The 17980-nt window shown below is 55.0% G+C and carries 15 protein-coding genes; 2 read left to right on the top strand and 13 right to left on the bottom strand.

Annotated elements, in window-relative coordinates; translation table 11 throughout:
• Window positions 1–70 precede the first annotated feature (70 nt).
• Window positions 71–988 (top strand): bifunctional methylenetetrahydrofolate dehydrogenase/methenyltetrahydrofolate cyclohydrolase FolD, encoded by a 918-nt coding sequence (folD, locus tag AC1D19_RS01410; RefSeq protein ID WP_259696329.1) that lies wholly within the window; start codon window positions 71–73, stop codon window positions 986–988.
• A 146-nt stretch (window positions 989–1134) separates the two neighbouring features.
• Window positions 1135–2631: a CoA-acylating methylmalonate-semialdehyde dehydrogenase gene (locus AC1D19_RS01415; protein WP_477762086.1), complete on the top strand. Its 1497-nt coding sequence runs from the start codon at window positions 1135–1137 to the stop codon at window positions 2629–2631.
• A 396-nt stretch (window positions 2632–3027) separates the two neighbouring features.
• Here the strand turns inward: AC1D19_RS01415 and fdhA are convergent, their stop codons facing one another.
• The 13 genes from fdhA to AC1D19_RS01480 form a co-directional block, all read right to left on the bottom strand.
• Entirely contained in the window at window positions 3028–4224 is a 1197-nt protein-coding gene (gene fdhA / locus AC1D19_RS01420; RefSeq protein WP_477762087.1) for a formaldehyde dehydrogenase, glutathione-independent, read from the bottom strand.
• Between the two features lie 347 nt (window positions 4225–4571).
• Window positions 4572–5204, bottom strand: a complete 633-nt coding sequence (locus AC1D19_RS01425) for a dimethylsulfonioproprionate lyase family protein (RefSeq protein WP_477762088.1) — start codon at window positions 5202–5204, stop codon at window positions 4572–4574.
• Between the two features lie 50 nt (window positions 5205–5254).
• Window positions 5255–6385, bottom strand: coding sequence for an FAD-binding oxidoreductase (locus AC1D19_RS01430; RefSeq protein WP_477762089.1), 1131 nt, complete (start codon window positions 6383–6385; stop codon window positions 5255–5257).
• Window positions 6386–6400: 15 nt separating this feature from the next.
• Window positions 6401–7657: an aromatic ring-hydroxylating oxygenase subunit alpha gene (locus AC1D19_RS01435; protein WP_477762090.1), complete on the bottom strand. Its 1257-nt coding sequence runs from the start codon at window positions 7655–7657 to the stop codon at window positions 6401–6403.
• A gap of 123 nt (window positions 7658–7780) precedes the next feature.
• Window positions 7781–8701 (bottom strand): LysR substrate-binding domain-containing protein, encoded by a 921-nt coding sequence (locus AC1D19_RS01440; RefSeq protein WP_477762091.1) that lies wholly within the window; start codon window positions 8699–8701, stop codon window positions 7781–7783.
• Between the two features lie 113 nt (window positions 8702–8814).
• On the bottom strand, window positions 8815–9666 hold the full coding sequence (locus AC1D19_RS01445) for a glycine betaine ABC transporter substrate-binding protein (RefSeq protein WP_457327355.1): 852 nt from the start codon (window positions 9664–9666) through the stop codon (window positions 8815–8817).
• A gap of 537 nt (window positions 9667–10203) precedes the next feature.
• Window positions 10204–10752: an NAD(P)H-dependent oxidoreductase gene (locus AC1D19_RS01450; RefSeq protein WP_477762092.1), complete on the bottom strand. Its 549-nt coding sequence runs from the start codon at window positions 10750–10752 to the stop codon at window positions 10204–10206.
• Between the two features lie 86 nt (window positions 10753–10838).
• Complete coding sequence (locus tag AC1D19_RS01455; RefSeq protein ID WP_477762093.1) at window positions 10839–12314, bottom strand: aldehyde dehydrogenase family protein; 1476 nt, start codon at window positions 12312–12314, stop codon at window positions 10839–10841.
• Between the two features lie 60 nt (window positions 12315–12374).
• The gene (locus AC1D19_RS01460) at window positions 12375–13211 is read right to left on the bottom strand and encodes an ABC transporter permease (protein WP_477762094.1); all 837 of its coding nucleotides are present in this window, start codon (window positions 13209–13211) and stop codon (window positions 12375–12377) included.
• On the bottom strand, window positions 13211–14050 hold the full coding sequence (locus AC1D19_RS01465) for an ABC transporter permease (RefSeq protein ID WP_477762095.1): 840 nt from the start codon (window positions 14048–14050) through the stop codon (window positions 13211–13213). The genes AC1D19_RS01460 and AC1D19_RS01465 overlap by 1 nt, the downstream gene beginning before the upstream one ends.
• Window positions 14051–14085: 35 nt before the next feature.
• Window positions 14086–15174: a quaternary amine ABC transporter ATP-binding protein gene (locus AC1D19_RS01470; RefSeq protein ID WP_477762342.1), complete on the bottom strand. Its 1089-nt coding sequence runs from the start codon at window positions 15172–15174 to the stop codon at window positions 14086–14088.
• A 331-nt stretch (window positions 15175–15505) separates the two neighbouring features.
• Window positions 15506–16381: a dihydrodipicolinate synthase family protein gene (locus AC1D19_RS01475; RefSeq protein ID WP_123366532.1), complete on the bottom strand. Its 876-nt coding sequence runs from the start codon at window positions 16379–16381 to the stop codon at window positions 15506–15508.
• 17 nt (window positions 16382–16398) lie between these two features.
• Window positions 16399–17736, bottom strand: a complete 1338-nt coding sequence (locus AC1D19_RS01480) for an NAD(P)/FAD-dependent oxidoreductase (protein ID WP_221179058.1) — start codon at window positions 17734–17736, stop codon at window positions 16399–16401.
• Window positions 17737–17980: the final 244 nt, after the last annotated feature.

Below are 17980 nucleotides of genomic sequence, written 5' to 3' on the forward strand. Positions count from 1 at the left end.
GTATGACTCAAAGGGCAACGCCTGAAGGCTTGAATGCCGTTTTTTCTGACCGCTGACAGGATAGGACAAGATGAAGATGACTCAACTATTGGATCAAACCCTAAGCCCCCAGGCCCATATCATTGACGGCAAGGGTTTTGCCGAAACGCTGCGCAAATCAGTTGCCATAGGTGCGCGGACGTTTCGCGAAAAACGCGGAAGAGCTCCGGGTCTTGCTGTGGTGCTGGTCGGTCAGGATCCTGCCAGTCAGGTCTATGTCAAAACGAAAATGAAAAAAGCCTTGGAATCCGGTATCGACTCATTTCCACACTTGCTTGACAGCGCGACATCGCAAGCTGAGCTACTGCAACTGATCGACAAACTGAACAATGATCGCTACGTCCACGGGATCCTGGTGCAGTTGCCATTACCCGCCCATATCGATGAATCGAAAGTCATTACCGCGATCGATCCAGCAAAGGACGTCGATGGTTTTCACCCGATTAACGTTGGACTGCTAGGCCAGGGCAAAGCGTCCCTCATTCCATGCACACCGCTGGGTTGCTTGATGATGCTCAGGGACCAACTGGGTAATTTGAGCGGAAAAAAAGCAGTCATCGTGGGCAGGTCGAACATTGTCGGCAAGCCGATGGCCAATCTGCTTCTCCAGGAAAACTGCACCGTGACGATCGTGCACTCCAGGACCGAGGACCTGAATAGCGAATGCCGTCAGGCTGATATTTTGATCGTTGCCATGGGTAAGGCGGAGTTCATCAGTGCCGAGGCCATTAAGCCGGGTGCCATCGTGATCGATGTGGGTATCAACCGTGTTGAAAAGGATGGGCGCTCAGTACTTGTTGGCGACGTCGATTTCGAGTCGGTCAGCCCCGTCGCAGCGGCCATTACGCCTGTGCCTGGGGGCGTCGGCCCCATGACGGTGGCATGTCTGATGCGTAACACGCTGGTTGCGGCTGAAGCCATCGAAAGCGACAGGGCCGACCGCTATTGAAGTGCGTAGGTTGAAAAGCGTGGCCTGTGCTAGCTGCACAAGCAGCGAAGCGTTTAACAAAACTTACTGACTGGTTGCCCCCCCGCAGTGCAGTGGCCTCGGCCTCTCTCTTCAAGCAGCTTTGACCTTAATTTCGAGGAACGACGATGACGACTATCGAACATTTTATTAATGGCGAATCTTTCGCCGATGACGCCCGCACCAGTGACGTCTTCAATCCCGCCACAGGTCAGGCGATCCACAAACTTGGCTTGGCCTCCCGCGCCACGGTTCAACACGCAATAGATGCGGCCAAAGCTGCGTTCCCGGCGTGGCGCAACACCCCACCGGCCAAGCGTGCCCAGGTCATGTTTCGGTTCAAACAATTGCTGGAGGCCAACGAGCAACGCATTGCCTTGCTGATCAGCGAGGAGCACGGCAAAACGATCGAAGACGCCGTGGGTGAACTCAAGCGTGGCATCGAAAACGTTGAGTTTGCCTCGGCCGCGCCGGTTATCTTAAAGGGCGAATACAGCCGCAACGTCGGCCCCAATATTGACGCCTGGAGCGATCTGCAACCCATAGGAGTCGTTGCCGGTATTACTCCGTTCAATTTCCCGGCCATGGTGCCGCTGTGGATGTATCCACTGGCCATCGCCTGTGGCAACACCTTCATTCTCAAACCGTCCGAACGCGATCCGAGTTCTACGCTGTTGATCGCTCAATTGTTGCATGAAGCTGGTTTGCCAAAAGGCGTACTCAATGTGGTGCATGGCGACAAGGAGGCGGTCGATGCACTTATCGAAGCTCCGGAGGTCAAGGCATTGAGCTTCGTCGGCTCTACTCCGATCGCTGAATACATTTACTCAGAAGGCACCAAACGTGGGAAGCGCGTGCAGGCGTTGGGTGGTGCAAAAAACCACGCAGTGTTGATGCCCGACGCAGACCTGAATAATGCCGTAAACGCGCTGATGGGCGCTGCCTACGGCTCGTGTGGTGAACGCTGCATGGCAATCTCTGTAGCCGTGTGCGTCGGGGACCAGGTAGCCGATGCGCTTATCGCCAAGCTGGAGCCCCAAATAAAAGCATTGAAGATCGGTGCGGGATCCTCCTGTGGACTTGACATGGGACCTCTGGTAACGGCGGCTGCTCGGGACAAGGTGGTCAGCTACATTGACGATGGTTTGAATTCGGGGGCGACACTTGTGGTCGATGGTCGCGGCTATCGTGTCGCCGGCCACGAAGATGGGTATTTTCTCGGTGGTACGTTGTTCGACAATGTGACCCCGGAAATGCGTATCTACAAAGAAGAAATCTTCGGCCCGGTACTGTGCGTCGTGCGAGTTAGCAGCCTGGAAGCTGCCATGCAACTGATTAACAGCCACGAGTATGGCAACGGCACCTGCATTTTCACCCGCGATGGTGAAGCTGCTCGTCTGTTCTGCGATGAAATTGAAGTGGGCATGGTGGGGGTCAACGTACCGCTGCCGGTGCCCGTCAGCTATCACAGCTTCGGTGGCTGGAAACGCTCTCTATTCGGCGACTTGCATGCCTACGGTCCGGATGGTGTTCGATTCTACACCCGCAAGAAAGCCATCACTCAACGCTGGCCAAAGCGCACAAGTCATGAAGCCGCACAGTTTGCCTTCCCTAGCAACAGCTAGGGGTAATGCGTTTGAGCAGCGTTGCCATCAACTCTTCTGTCGGGGAAAGAAGATGGAAGCGCGGCTTCCACCGTAGAGGGTTTACGGTTGACTCAGCCCCCCTGGGAACGGGGCTCGTGTTCGTCATTACTGAGCTTTCGTCGATAGCCTTGGTCGGGCTTGAGACCTGGCCGCTTGCACACTGGCGGCCTTCTTTTTTCAGCGCGTTAACGTACTGCGCATGCTTGTGCATCCATATCTATTGCAAAAGACATAGTCAAAACCAGTTGGCGCCTTGTACCTAACCATGGTGCACGCCAATCCTAGCCCCAAGAACCAGACCCAAGTGGTAAGCAAGTGTTCCGATACGATGGAGACCCCTTTCTCAGAGCCGCCATCGCACCGGACAGTCATCCCTTAGCTGAAAGTACGATGTGGGTCGATGACAAATTTTTTCGGCACTCCGGCATCAAATTCACCATACCCTGCCGGCGCCTGATCCAGACTGATCACCTGCACGCCCACCACCTCAGCGATATTGATACGGTCCCACATGATGGCCTGCATTAGCGCGCGGTTGTACTTCATTACCGGAGTCTGGCCGGTGTGGAAGCTGTGGGATTTCGCCCAGCCTAGGCCAAAGCGAACGCTCAGGGCACCGATCTTCGCGGCAGCATCCACCGCACCCGGGTCTTCAGTGACGTAAAGGCCAGGAATACCAATTTTGCCAGCCACTCGAACCACGCCCATTAACGAGTTGAGCACAGTGGCCGGAGCCTCATGCTTCACGCCGTCATGGCCGTGACCGCGTGCTTCAAAGCCTACAGCGTCGACGGCGCAATCCACTTCCGGTTCGCCGAGCAGTGCAGCGATTTGCTCGTGCAGCGGTGTGTCCAGGGACAGGTCGGCGATTTCGAAACCCTGGGCCTTGGCGTGGGCCAGGCGCACGGTGTTGACGTCACCGATGATCACCACCGCCGCCCCCAACAGGCGCGCGGAAGCGGCGGCAGCCAGACCGACAGGGCCGGCACCAGCGATGTACACGGTGCTGCCTGGACCAACGCCGGCCGTCACCGCGCCGTGGTAACCGGTTGGTAGAATGTCGGAGAGGCAGGTCAGATCGCGGATTTTTTCCATTGCGCGATCGCGATCTGGCAATTTCAGCAAGTTGAAATCGGCGTACGGCACCATCGCATATTCCGCTTGGCCACCTGTCCAGTCGCCCATGTCGACATAACCATAAGCACCGCCTGGACGGGCCGGATTTACGCTCAAGCACACGCCGGTGTGCATTTCCTTGCAGGAACGGCAGCGCCCGCAAGCGACGTTGAACGGCACGGACACCAGATCACCGATTTTCAGGTTCTCGACGTCACTGCCCTTCTCGATCACTTCACCGGTGATTTCATGACCGAGAACCAGACCGACCTGCGCGGTGGTGCGCCCACGTACCATGTGCTGATCAGAGCCGCAGATGTTGGTCGAGACCACCTTGAGTATGACGCCGTGTTCGATCTTCTTGCCGCGTGGGTCCTGCATTTTGGGGTAGTCGATATTTCGCACCTCGACCTTGCCAGCGCCCAGGTACACCACCCCTCTATTATTTGCAGTCATGTGTTTCTCCGCGTCAAATTATGCTCACAGGTATCTGCGAGCTGTTTTTTAACTCACTCGCCAATTAAGGCCTTTTGTCATTTGCATTTGATTGTTCGTGCGGTGTGGTGCGGTGCGCTTGGCCTTACGACCACCATCGACCGTCCAGACCTGTTCGGTCGCTTCGAGAGCGGAAAGCGAGTTGGGAAAGTTGTCAGAATGTGTTCGCACGCGTCATTCAGTTCACGCTGGGTGGGTGAGCACGATGCCCCTTCTACGTCATCCTGCGCGCGATCAACTGGCCAATACCATGGCCGCCCCGCGTACCCACTAGGCAACATGCCAAGCCTGAATGACCTTGTCTGCTTTCAGGTGTGCATCAATCCCCACAGAGCCAGGAGCGGTCCCGTGCCCGCTTTCACCGCATGTCTGATCGACGGCGGGTTGTAAACCACTCCGCCAGGCCCCGGCCTAAACCAACCGGCGCCCTCCTGATACCACTCCCCCTCCGAGAGCACGAGGTAAAACTCTCTGGGAGGATGATTGTGAAAGGGATAACGGACATCGGGTGCCATGACCATCAGCCCCAGCGTAATTGAGTCACAATGAACGACGCTTCCTTTGCCAATGAGCAATGCGTGCCGGTGCATATCCACGAAGTGATCGTCTTCATTCGAGGCCGCATGTCGCTTGATCCATACCGCATCAGGTAACAGCCGTTCAATGCATTCCAACAGTGCGCCATCAACCAGCGAAGACTCTTTTGCGTTCGCCAGGCTTTCCATCAACCAGCCACGAATACAACTGTCGTCTTCGATGTGCGTCTGAAGATCCGAATTGAGTGATAATTGCGCGGACTGAACAGATTGTCGGCTCGTGGAAATTTCGTGCGCCCAATCTTGCCCGCGATAAGCCCCGAGATTTTCGGCCACGCGAGCCATGAGCTGATGAGCATGATCCAAATGCCCAGCGTCTTGGCGTCGGGATTCAGCAAAAACCATGGGGACCTCCATCCTCAATGCCTTGAGTAAGCAGATAACCGCTCCGGTGATCAGAGATCGATGACAAGGTCAGACGTGGGTCTGCTGCAGCAAAGCAACCGAAATCCTTTGTCAATTTCTCGTTGTCGAATGCCTCCGTTCGCTTTCATGTCGACAGAACCTTCCAGGACTGCGGTTTTGCAGGTGCCACAAATACCTTGGCTGCATGAGCTGGGGACGACCGCTCCGGCGCGCTTGGCCGCCGAAAGGATTGTGTCGTCGCCGGTCATCTGAAAGGTTTTCCCCGATTTCGCCAGCGTGATGGTAAACGCGTCTACTGACGCTACCAGCGGAGGATCTACGGGCACCACTACCGGACTCGATGGCTCACCCAGATCGAAGCTTTCCTGGTGGTAATGATCCATGTCGAACCCTGCACCGGCGAGCAGCGCTTGCACGGCGTCCATGTAGCCTTTAGGTCCACAAGTGAAGACCTCGCGCTCCAGAAAGTCAGGAACAGATTGTCGCAAGATCTCTAGAGTGAGGCGCCCAATAGGGCCGCTCCACTCGCGTTCGGTTTCGGTAGTTTCGCAGACAGCAAGTACCTGAAGGTTGGGTTTAAGCGACTCGAGTAACTGCAGCTCTTTCCTGAAGACGATGTCGACCGGAGACCGCGCACTGTGGACGAACGCAATGTCGACATCCGCCGCAAGATCATGACTTGCACGCGTCATCGACATCAGGGGTGTGACCCCCGACCCTGCCGAGAGATACAGCAGCTTGCGGGCGTCGCTGCAGGTCGAAGTAAAGGCCCCGGCAGGACCGTACGCCGTCAGTTGGCCACCCGTATGCAAGTTATCGTGCAACCAGTTCGATACCAATCCGCCAGGCACACGTTTCACCGTAATCGAAAAGGTGAATGGCCGAGCTGGAGAGGATGAAAGCGTGTAGCAGCGTGAAATTGCTTGCCCGTTGATACTGGGCACGATCGTGATGAACTGCCCAGGTTCGAAAGCCAGTGCCTGGAAGTCGCCGCACTGGAATGTGAAGGTCTTCACATCGTGGGTTTCATCCCTAACATCACAAACCGTCAGGGTTTTCGGCTCACCACTGCTCCAACCGGTATCGAACGCAGACCACACGTCAACATCATTGAAGCGCAGCTTTTTCATCGGCACAGAAACTGTCTGATAAGTACTCATCGAACCATCTCCCATTCAAGCACTATGCGCAATGAGTCGTGCGGTGTACCAGCGGGTGAACTGGTGAACGTAGGCTTCGACGAGGTGTGAAAACGGGCCCGGCACGTACGCTGGATCCTGAGTGCCACTGTAGGTAATTTTGACCAGACTGGCATCCTGCTGATTGGTCGCGATCCACACTTCGGTCAAGCGTTGCAGGTCGTAATCCTTGCCCTCGACCGCGTCTTTGTGTACCAGCCACTTGGATCGCACCAGTGTCTTGCCTGGAGACAGCGGGATCAGCCACGAAATGACGGCATGGTCGCTCATTACATGGGTCCACGAGTTATGCGTCCAGAAGTGCGTGTCGCCCAGGTCGGGACGGTTCAGCTCGCCGAATAGCTTCGTGCAGGCGACGCGGGTGTCCAGGGTCTGTGATTCGCCATGACCAGAGATCACCAAACGTTGCGCACGGAATTGAGTGACAGCGTCCTCATCCAGATACTCGATGGCGTCACAGATCAACCCTTCGCTTTCCCAGCTCTCTTTGGCGATTACGCTTTTCGCCTTGTGAGCTTCCAATGCACGTAGTGATTCCTCGGTCATGCCCTCGGTGCTGCCGGCAAAGTCTTCAGGCAGGAATGAAACATTGAGCTCTGGATGACCTGCCGCGCAGTGATAGCACTCACGGTTGTTTTCGATCACCAACTTCCAATTGCCCTCCTCGATGATCTCGCTTTCATAGGCAATTTTCGTGTTGGTCAAATCGTAGGGGGCAAAACGCGGCGCCATATTCTCGACCAGAAAATCGATGTCGGCAGGCGGTTCATCGCTGAGACATGCCAGAATATGTGCACCCACGACACGACAGGCTACAGGGATAAGACTGCGACATTCGGGGTCAAAGTCTTTACCCATGTCACGCGTGTGCTTGAGAGAGCCATCGAGGTCGTAAGTCCATTGGTGATAAGGGCATACCAACATCCCAACGGTAGAAAGCCCAGCCTCCTTGAGGCGAGCGCCGCGATGACGGCAAACATTACGAAATGCCCTGACCTGCTCGTCATCATCTCTAACAAGAATAATCGATGACTTTCCAATGTCGACGGTGGATACATCACCTGGCTCAGGGATTTCGGTGGTGACACCAACAACTATCCAGTGCTTGTGAAAAAATATATCCAGGTCATTTTCGAATATGTCTTCGCGTCCAAATACAGCGCCATCCAGAGCGGTCCACGGAGCACGTTCCTTTACAACTTCAAGATGGCTTTTTTGTTTTAAGTTATTCATAGACACCTCACGAGCAGGCCTTATTGCCAACGATGCGTGACAGTATCTAAACACCTATAAACATTGGTCAATGCGGTTTATTTTCAAGTTACCATGAGTCAAAGTTATAAGTCGTCGGCTACCCTAGCGAGGCTCGATATCGTCGGCGCGCAGGCAATCCATCAACTGGTCTATGACCGCTGTTTTAGGCCGTCCAGCAGCGAGAAAAATGTAGTAAGCATCACTAGGTACAATGACGTGACTGGATACACGAACGAGCCGACCGGACGCCAGGTGGTTTTCCAACAGCCGCCCCCAACCCAATGCAATGCCGTGCCCCTGAACCGCAGCGAGAACTGCGTCGCCGTACATCGCGCAACGGAGGCTGAACTCCAGCTTGGGCGGTGTATACCCCAGAGCCCGAAACCAGGTATTCCACGTCATCCAACCCTCCAGCGTTGCGTCCGTGTCAATGAGCTGGTTATGGGCAATCTCCTCCAGTGAGGTCGGTGGACAATGCCGAGCGAGCCACGACGGAGAACACACCGGGAAAATCTCCTCATCGAACAGAAAAACTGCTGTGCCATCATCCCACTTGCCGTGACCGAAGCGGACCGAAAGGTCGGCATCACGATCCGAGGGTGTGGTGAGTCGCAAACGGAGTTTCGGTAACTGCTCTCTCAGAAGATGTAAACGCGGCATGATTCGCAGGTTTGAGAAATCAGCAGTACTGGCCAGTGCGATAGCCTCCTCGCCTTGCCCTTCCGCATATTTGTCGAACACGCCGGCAATACTCTGCATTGACTCAGACATCGCGCCGTAAAGAGCAATGCCCTCTGTTGTCAATTGATTGGAACGGTGCAGGCGATAGAAAAGCTGAGCGCCGAAAGTATCTTCAAGAAACTTTACGTGTTTGCTAACCGCCGCCTGGGTGACGCCCAGCTCCTGTGCCGCAATAGTGAAACTGCCGTTTCGAGCAACCGCCTCAAATGCCACAAGCGCGTTCATCGACGGGATGATCCGGCGATATCCCTTATGTTGTCGAGTTTTCAACGGCTGATTCATTTTGACTCCCACTGATACTATGCCAAACCGGCGCCTGCAATCAGCCGGCGCCGGTAACGTGGGCATTGTAAAGGTGCCTCCTCTACATCAAGCAGGATCACGGCCAGACGCTATCACTTCCCGGACATGACGGCCCATTGATTGATCAGCTTGGTGTTGGCGTCCCACCATTTTTGTACGGCTTGTTCCATGCTCATCCCATCATTGATAGACAGGTTGATGGCCGTGATGTCATCGAGCGGTACAAAGACGCTTGCGATAGCTTCCCGGGCCCGAGCGTTGTCGTTGGAAAAGCCTTTCTTGGCGATCCAGTAATAGCTTTGCGGCGCAGGGAATACACCTTTTGGATCTTCCAGGTAGCGGACCTTGAATTTCATGTCCATCCAGGACGGCTGCCACAACATGGTAACAATGGGGGCCTTGCGTTCAATGGCCGATTGCAATTGGGCAACCATTGCGGCGGTGCTGCCGTCAACCAGGGTGTACTGCAAGTTGTACTGTTTGATGGCGTCAGCGGTCTGCTGCATGAGGCCGGCACCCGATTCGATACCAATGATCTTTCCACCGACCTGATCCTTGATTGAGTTCAACTCCTCAATCGACTTGATCGGCATGTAGTCGGGTACCACAATCCCCTGGTGCAAGCCGTGGGAAGCAACCGAGACCTTTTCGAGACGCTGGTAGTTTTTCTTCCAATAGTCGGCGGTAATGTTATTGATGTGCGAAACCATCAAGTCGACATCCCCCCTCGCGAGTGCAGCGAAGCCAATCCCCCAATCCGGAAAGGTCGTCAGCTCGACAGTAAATCCTTGTTTTTCCAGAAATTTCTGGGTAATTTCGGAGATTGGCATAACATCTTCCCAAGGAAGCGAACCAATCTTGATAGTTGTTTTTTCCGCTGCGTGGCTAAAGGAAGCGAACAGACACATCAGTGAAACGGCCAGGACCTTCAACAGCTTATGCATAGTTTGACCCTTTTTTTGTGCATGAAATATAAGCGCAGATTCTTCTGCAGCTATTGGTTTCGATATGGCGTTGCTGTCCCTACCTGCTCCAGGTGGGGCCACGTCCCTGTGTGGTTGCCCCTCCTACAACTTGGGGCACACCTGGCAAGTCGAACCGATCTCGCCAGAATCATGGTTTGCGCATGCGACAGACTCAGCTGCTGCCTAATGCGGCTCTCTGAGAATGATTCACTCCACTAACGGCGAGCTGGGCATGCGCGGTCAGCGGCAAGGAATGTGAAAGGCCACAGCCCCCGTTCTCTGAGCCACTTGGTTCAAGCCAAGGTTGGCTGAACTCGAAATCCAGGCGCCTGAGAAATTTTTCGTGCAAGGTTGCGCAAAGCGCGCGTAAAGGAAGGATGAAGCTTTTCGTTATCGTCACTGGGCACCCTCTTTTTGTTATTGGAGTTAGGCCACACGTTGAACACCAATTAGACGGACACAACTTGTGATGGAGATCCGATTGGTGTCGATTGCATCACTTCTTAAAGTGGGACATTAAGCCTTTTCCACGGCGTACTTATATTCACAGGAAGCGACGAAATTCCGATATTGCTCGGTACTTATCGCTAGCGCTTCATCGCTCAGACTCTCCAGTCCACACAGAAAGAAGCCAGGTTGATAGAGCATCTCAACTCGGAAGGCCAGCACCTCAAACGGACTGGTTAACTCGTCAAGCGTGCGACCATAGCGGCCGCCTTTTTGATAATCAGAGGCCTTGGAATAAGTGGAGACGGCAATGCACAAGGTCTTGCCCGCAACCGCCCTGCCACCGCCATAGGCCCAGCCAGCGGCGAAGACATCGTCGATCCACTGCTTGAGCAATGGCGTGCAGTTGTACCATTGCATCGGAAACTGCAAGACGATGCGATCATGCGCCTCAATCAATCGCTGCTCGGCAACGATGTCGATCTTGCCACTTGGGTATCGCCCATACAGATCAATCACGGTCACACCCGCGAGGCTTTCGATGGCCTTGCACCAGGTGGCGTTGATACGTGAGCTGGACAAGTCCGGGTGCGCCACGACTACCAATGTGTTCGCCAAAACTGACCTCCTCGTGCCCAACGGTCGCCGAGCTTTTCAACCTGGATAATGGTGACGGCCGCGTGAGGACCATCGAGTGGTAAAACTTACTTGATATACCAACCCCAAGGATCCCGACTCACATAGGCGGTGACCTGCTTGGTTTCGAGGTAATTATCCAGGCCCCACTTGCCGAGCTCACGGCCGATGCCGGATTGCTTGTAGCCTCCCCATGGCGCTTCGGTGAAGGTCGGCTGAGAGCAGTTGATCCAGACAATGCCCGCACGCAGCGCCGCTGAAACCCGATCAGCGCGGGCGTCATCTTTTGTCATCACCGCAGCAGCCAGGCCGTAACGGCTATCATTGGCCAGACTCAACGCTTCGCTTTCAGTGGAGAAACGACGAACGCAGACCACCGGGCCGAAGATCTCTTCCTTCCAGGCATGGCTGTCCAGCGGCACCTCGGTGAGGATGGTCGGTTGGAAGAAATACCCTTGGCGTAGCTCCTCAGGCCTACGGCCGCCAGCAACCAGTTGCACCCCATCCTCCTGAGCACGCGCCACAGCAGCAATGACCTGTTCATGCTGCTGTTTGGACACCAACGGCCCGAGAAGAATGCCGTCCTCCAGACCATCACCTATGGTGATCTTGTTTGCTTCCTCGATCAGGCGCGCCAGTAGCTTGTCGTAAACGCCATCCTGCACCAGCACTCTCGATGTAGCTGAGCAGACCTGCCCCTGGTTCCAGAAAATGCCGAACATGATCCATTCGACGGCGCCCTCGATGTCGGCATCGTCAAATACAATCAGTGGCGACTTGCCCCCCAGTTCAAGGCTTATGCGTTTGATGTCCTTCGCCGCCTCGGCCATGATGTGCGAGCCGATGCGACCTGACCCTGTGAACGCCAACTTATCCACCTGCGGATGGCTAACTAACGCCTGACCGGCTTCACCGCCGAGGCCAGTTACGATGTTCAGCACGCCTGCCGGCAGCTCCGCTTCCTGTGCGATTGCAGCCAGTTCCAATGCGGTCAGTGAAGTGTTTTCGGCGGGTTTGAGCACGATGGTACAACCAGCTGCCAAAGCCGGAGCGACCTTCCAGGACGCCATCAACAGCGGGTAGTTCCACGGGATGATCCCGCCGACTACGCCGACCGCCTCCCTGCGGACCTTCGTGCGGAAGCGGTCATCGGAGATAGCAAGATCTGCAACACTGGTGTCGTCGAGTTGCTCGGCAAGGCCTGCGTAATACTCAAAGCAACCAGCGGCGTCACCGATGTCCCAGCGCGCCTCAGGCAGCGGCTTGCCATTGTCCAAAACCTCAAGACGCGCCAGCGCCTCGGATCGCTCGCGGATCAGCTCAGCAATGCGTCGCAAATAGGCGCCACGCTGGGCGCCTGTAGTGTTCGGCCAGCCGTCCTTGTCAAATGCCCGGCGAGCTGCTCTGACGGCCAGGTCGACGTCTTCAGCAGTGCCTTTGGGGATGGCATGAATGACTTGCTCGGTGGCTGGGTTGATAACGTCCAGGCTGCCTTTATTGACCGGATCGGTCCATTCACCGTCGATGTACAATTGAGTACGCATGCTCTCTCCAAATCTTTCTTGTCTATGAACAACCGCTACTGTTTTTCGAGCCAGCATTGATCAGTGTTTAAGAAAGCGTGCCGGAATTGTCCCGCGGCACACCCGGTCAATGATCAACGCAAGGATCACAATGGCGAGGCTTGCGCGCACGCCCAAACCAAACTCCATGCGGCTCAATCCACGAGTCACCTCAGAACCAAGCCCGCCAGCCCCGACCAGCCCCGCCAGCACTACCATCCCCAAGGACAACAGAACGCATTGGTTGACGCCGACCAGCAGGGTCGGCAATGCCGAAGGCAGTTCGATCTTCCAAAGGATTTCCCGTGGGCTTGCGCCGATCGCGGCGCCGAGCTCAAGTCGATTCGCTGGGATCTGGCTCATCGCTAAAATGGTCAGGCGAATCATTGGCGGGATGCCGAAGATGATGGTGGCCAGCAAGGCTGGTACCGCGCCCAGTCCGAACAGCACCACCGCTGGCACCAGGTAGACCCACGGCGGCATGGTCTGCATGACATCCAGAATCGGTCGCGAGAAGATCTTCAGTCGCTCGCTACGTGACAACAGCACACCTAAAACCATGCCGATCGACAGCGAAAACGCCACGGCGATAATGATCAGCGCAATCGTATGCACTGCCGGAGCCCACATCCCCAGCGCAAAGCAGCAGGCAAGACCAATGAGGGTCATTAGCCCTACCCGCCAACCCGCGACCAGCACACAGATTAAGGAAAGGCAGCCAATGACTACTTCCGGCGAGCCAAGGGAGAGCAGAGTGACAATGCCACCAATCAGTACATCAAAGAACTGCGCAATGGCCATGAAACCGTCATGGAAATTGCTGTTCAGGTAGCTTAGAAATGGTGCAACTATAGAGCCGGGAGAGATGCTGAAGTCCATCACACTGCTCCTTTTTCAGTGGTGCATACGGCCTGGGAGATGCGGTCGAGAATGATCGTCAGCACCACGATGGCGATACCTGCATTGACGGCCAGATCGATCTTCAGGGTTCGCACAGCCTCATAAATGGTCTGCCCCAACCCGCCAGACCCCGCGATGCCGGCAATCACGACCATGCCAAAGCTCAACATCAGACTCTGGTTGATCCCCGCCAGGATCGAAGGAATAGCGAATGGCAGACGAATCTTCAAAACCTGCGACACGGGTTTCATGCCCACGGCCGAGCCCAGTTCACAATACTGCGCCGGCGTCATGAAAATGCCATGTGCGGTAAGACGTAAAGCGGGTGGAATCGCCACCAGGCAAGTCGCCCAGATTGCTGTCGCGGATCCATATCCAAGTAAGGCGATACCCGGCAACAAGAAGATGTACGGCGGCATAGTCTGGATGAAGTCCAGCACAAGCTCGGCACTGTGCTTCCACCTCGCCGACAGCCCCACCAGCACACCCAGCGGAATAGCGATCAACAGTGCAAGCAAGGTTGAGCTGAACACCAGCGTGAGCGTGGCTATGGTCTCGGTCCACAAGCCCATGGCTTGGCACAACCAAAGGCCCGCCGCGGCGGTAATTGCGAACAACACACCATTCACTCGCCAGCCGATCAGAGCCACGACCAGGACCACCACCCACCATGGGGCGAACATCAACAGGGTATTAAGCGCACCATAGGCAGCTTCCATACCCGTGCTCATCGCTCCGAAGAACCCAGACGCCTCATCGATCAGCCAAGCCAGAGACGTATCGACGATGGCGTCGAATGCCTCGATGATTGTATTCATACTCTCCTCCCAAAACCCGTTCTAGGCTTCATGACTCAAGCCAGATCGAGGCCGCGAACGGCCCTGAGCAATGTTTCACGGCACACGGTGCCGACGATCTGGCCATCCTGCTTGATGGCAACCACGTCTTCGCGTTTATCCACGGCTACATCGATCAGGGTCTCGAGATCGTCATCGATGTCGACACTGGCCAGAGCGTCCAGCGAACGCCCACCAAACTGAGTGAGGTCATGACCGTCGATACGCTTGAGCATTGAGCGCGCCTTGAGCAGCTTCAGCCGAGAAATACCTTCCATGAAACTGGCGACGTACTCGTCAGCCGGGTTGAGCACCACTTCTTCCGGGGTACCGATCTGGATCATCTGGCCCTCTTTCATGATTGCGATGCGATCACCGATACGAATGGCTTCGTCGATATCATGAGTAATGAAAATGGTGGTCTTGCGTAGCTCAGTGGAGAGCTTTTTGAATTCGATCTGCAGTTGCTTGCGGATTAACGGATCGAGCGCACTGAACGGCTCGTCCATCAACAACACATCAGGATCGGCGACCAATGCTCGCGCGATGCCTACGCGTTGTTGCATGCCTCCGGAGAGTTCCTGTGGGTATCGATTAGCCCAATTGCCCAGGCCAACCTTGTCCAGTGCTTCCTGACTCTTGCGCACGCCATCGGATTTATTGATGCCTTGCACTTCAAGCGGCAGCATCACGTTTTCAAGCACCGTGCGATAAGGCAACAGAGCAACGTTCTGAAATACCATTCCCATTTTCCGGGAACGCAGGTCTCTCAGGTCGCCAGCCCCCATCTTGCAGATGTCTTGGCCATGGATCAGTACCTCACCACAGGTAGGTGCGATCAGTCGGTTGAAATGCCGAATCAATGTCGATTTGCCGCTACCCGACAAGCCGATGATGCAGAAAGTCTCACCCTGCTGCACGGTAAAGGTCGCATCTGCGACCGCTACGACTGAGCCGTGTTGCTTCAGTAACGCATCCTTGCCTTCGGTAAAGCGCTTCGCGGCGTCTATTGCCACAGGGCTCTGATTGCCGAATATTTTCCAAACGCCGCGACACTCCACGATTGGGGCTGCGACTGCTTGAGTAGGTTGAGTAATCATGTTCATAGGCCTATCCGGAAGCTGATTATTGTTTTTCGGCCGAGCGCCATCAGTTGCGTCAACCGGGCATCGTCTATTGCCTGACATCTGCGCCCACTTTCCGGCGAGCTCCCCGTTTATCCTTCCACCAGGTATCAATCGCCCGTTTCTTTTTACCGACAAACGAGGGGGCCTAGCGTGTCGTCCCAGACCATCGCGCCGACTTAAATTTTCTCATCGGCGCTCACGAGGCTGAAAAACCATAGAAAATCAGTACTGCAAGCAATCTTCAGACAACGCAAAGAGTGGTCTCTGGATGACTGCAAGGAACCGATTTTCAGTGCTCCAGCCCTCCGAATTAGCCATTGAGAAGCGGCTGAAGAACGGCTTTGAGTACAGTCGCTTCCTGCTCGGTGATGCGCCGTTGCGGTTTGCGCAAATTACCGGTGCCGAAGCCCCGCAGGTGTGCCGCATACAGCACAGACGGGATGTAGTTGGTGGTCTGAACCAGCAGCAACGACGGCAACATACGGTTCCACAGGGCGAATGCGTCGTCGTAGCGCTTTTCCTGAACCAGGTTGTACAGATCCACCGATTCGCGGGGCATGTAGTTGGCAGCGCCCCAGATGGCGCCCTTTGTGCCCGCCAGAAAGGCGTACAAAGTGAGGGTGTCGCCACCGTTCAACACCCCGCCTCCACTTTGAAGGTACTGCTGCTGAACGGTGAAATCGCCGCTGCTGTCCTTAATATAGTTAAAGTTTTTTAACTGCTGCAGACGACTGAGGAGCTGCGGAGAAATCGATATCTGAGTAGCGTATGGAATGTTGTAGCCGATAATGTCGATATTTACGGCTGCGTCGATCTCGCTATAAAACTCGAACAGACCATCCTCATCGGTCGGACCTTCCAGGTACGGCGGCAGAATCATGAGCGCATCGGCGCCTATGCTCTCGGCATGTTTGGATCGGCGCACGACTTCATCGATATTCAATGCCGAGGTTTGGCAGATGACGTTGACACGACCGTTGATGCGCTTGATGCCCACTTCATAAAGTTTGTTGCATTCGGCTTCGGTCAAATAGGGGTGTTGACCGGTACCCGCACCGAGTACCAGACCATGTACACCCGCCTCGATGTATTGGTCGATGAGATTCTCGAACGCGGCGTAATCGATCTCGCCGCGGTCGTTAAAAGTGGTTTGCATCGCAAGGTTGATGCCGGCCAGATTTGCCATTGCAAGTTCTCCTGTTTTTAAATTTCTTGTCCAGCTTCTTTGAAGCGACGTCCGGTGACGAACTTCACACCCAACGACGTAATGATTTCCGGATAAGCTCGTGAGGGAGCCTTACGGCGCTTGAGGATTTCGATGGTGGTGGAGTTCATGCCTGAGGCGAGTTCGGCCAGAGCCTTCCCGAATGCAGTGCCGCGGGACACGCCCGTACCGTTGCAGATACCCGTACCGTAAACATTTTCGGCCAGTTCACCCCAGATCATTCCGCCATTCTGGGACAGGGTCAGCAGCCCCCCCCAGCTGGACTCGAACCCCATGGAGGCGAGTTCTGGATAGCGCCTGTCGAAAGACACCTGCTGCTGCAGGCTTGCCTGATGCACATCATCGGTCGTGGTTTTGTACTTCTTGGCGTATGAATAAACGTTGCGAAAGATCAGTCGATTGTCGTTGGTTCGGCGGACTGTAGTACCAAAGCTGTTTGCCGGAATAAGCCCGAACGGACCAGCTCCGCAGCCCGCGAGCTCCTTCTCGGTCAGCTGACGCGTCATACTGGCAAATGTGTAGACCGGGATTGCCGAGTTCTTGTAAAAACCGAAGTTGGTCAGGTAGCCCGATGCGCAAATGATCACTTTATTCGCTTTGATCACGGCGTTCCGGGTTTCGAACACATGGTGCGGCTTGCCGAATTTGGCAGACGTAATAATGGTGTTCTCGTGAATCCTGACGTTTTTTGGAAGTGCGCGCGCCGCATTCATCAAGTATTTGGCCGGCTGAAGAAGCACAGTACCGGGGTGATGCAAGCCTTTGATGTAATGCTTGCTACCGGTCAGCTCGCGCATCCCCTCGGACTCGACCCAGCTGTACTTCTGCCCCATAACGTCAAGGGCTTTGGAGAAATGTACGAGGTCAGCCACGCCGTGCTGGGTTGCCGCACTGTGATATTTGCCCTGAGGATCCCAGTCGCAATCCACACCTGCTTCAACCGCACTCTTCATGTATGAGGTGCCTTCCAGGTTGACGTGAAGTTCTTCCCGGTTGCCTTGTAAATCTTCGACAAAGTCACGCTTACGGGGGTTGTGTGCCAGGTCAATGGCAAAGCCCATGCATCGACCGGACGCGTTGTTGCCAATTCGACCGGCATCCACCAACAGCACTTGGGCATTGGGATTGAGTTCGGCGTAGCGACGTGCAGCATGCAACCCCATCCAGCCCGCACCAATCACCAGGCATTCACATGTCACATTTGTGGTGAGCGGATTGAGCGGCAGTTCCACTCCGCTAGCCAGGTACCAACCTGAATCGGTCGGTTCAACCTGAGGCGGCGTCACGTCGATGCGTTTATCAGATGAAGAAGCCACTTGTGTATCTCCTGAAATAAGAAAACCGTCGTATCGACATCTGTTTAATCGAACTTTCGATTCGAGTAGGCAATTTTATTGAGCCCCACTCTGTACAGAGCCTTTTCTTTTTATACACTTACACCAAGCGCTTTATTTCAGGTCTAGAACTTCAGCGCCATTCTTGATTTTGTTTAAGCCTTAGGCTGCGCCTGACAAATTATGGATGCACGAACCCACAACCCTGATAAAGGGACGTTTCAAA

Source organism: Pseudomonas sp. P1_C12 (assembly GCF_056406435.1).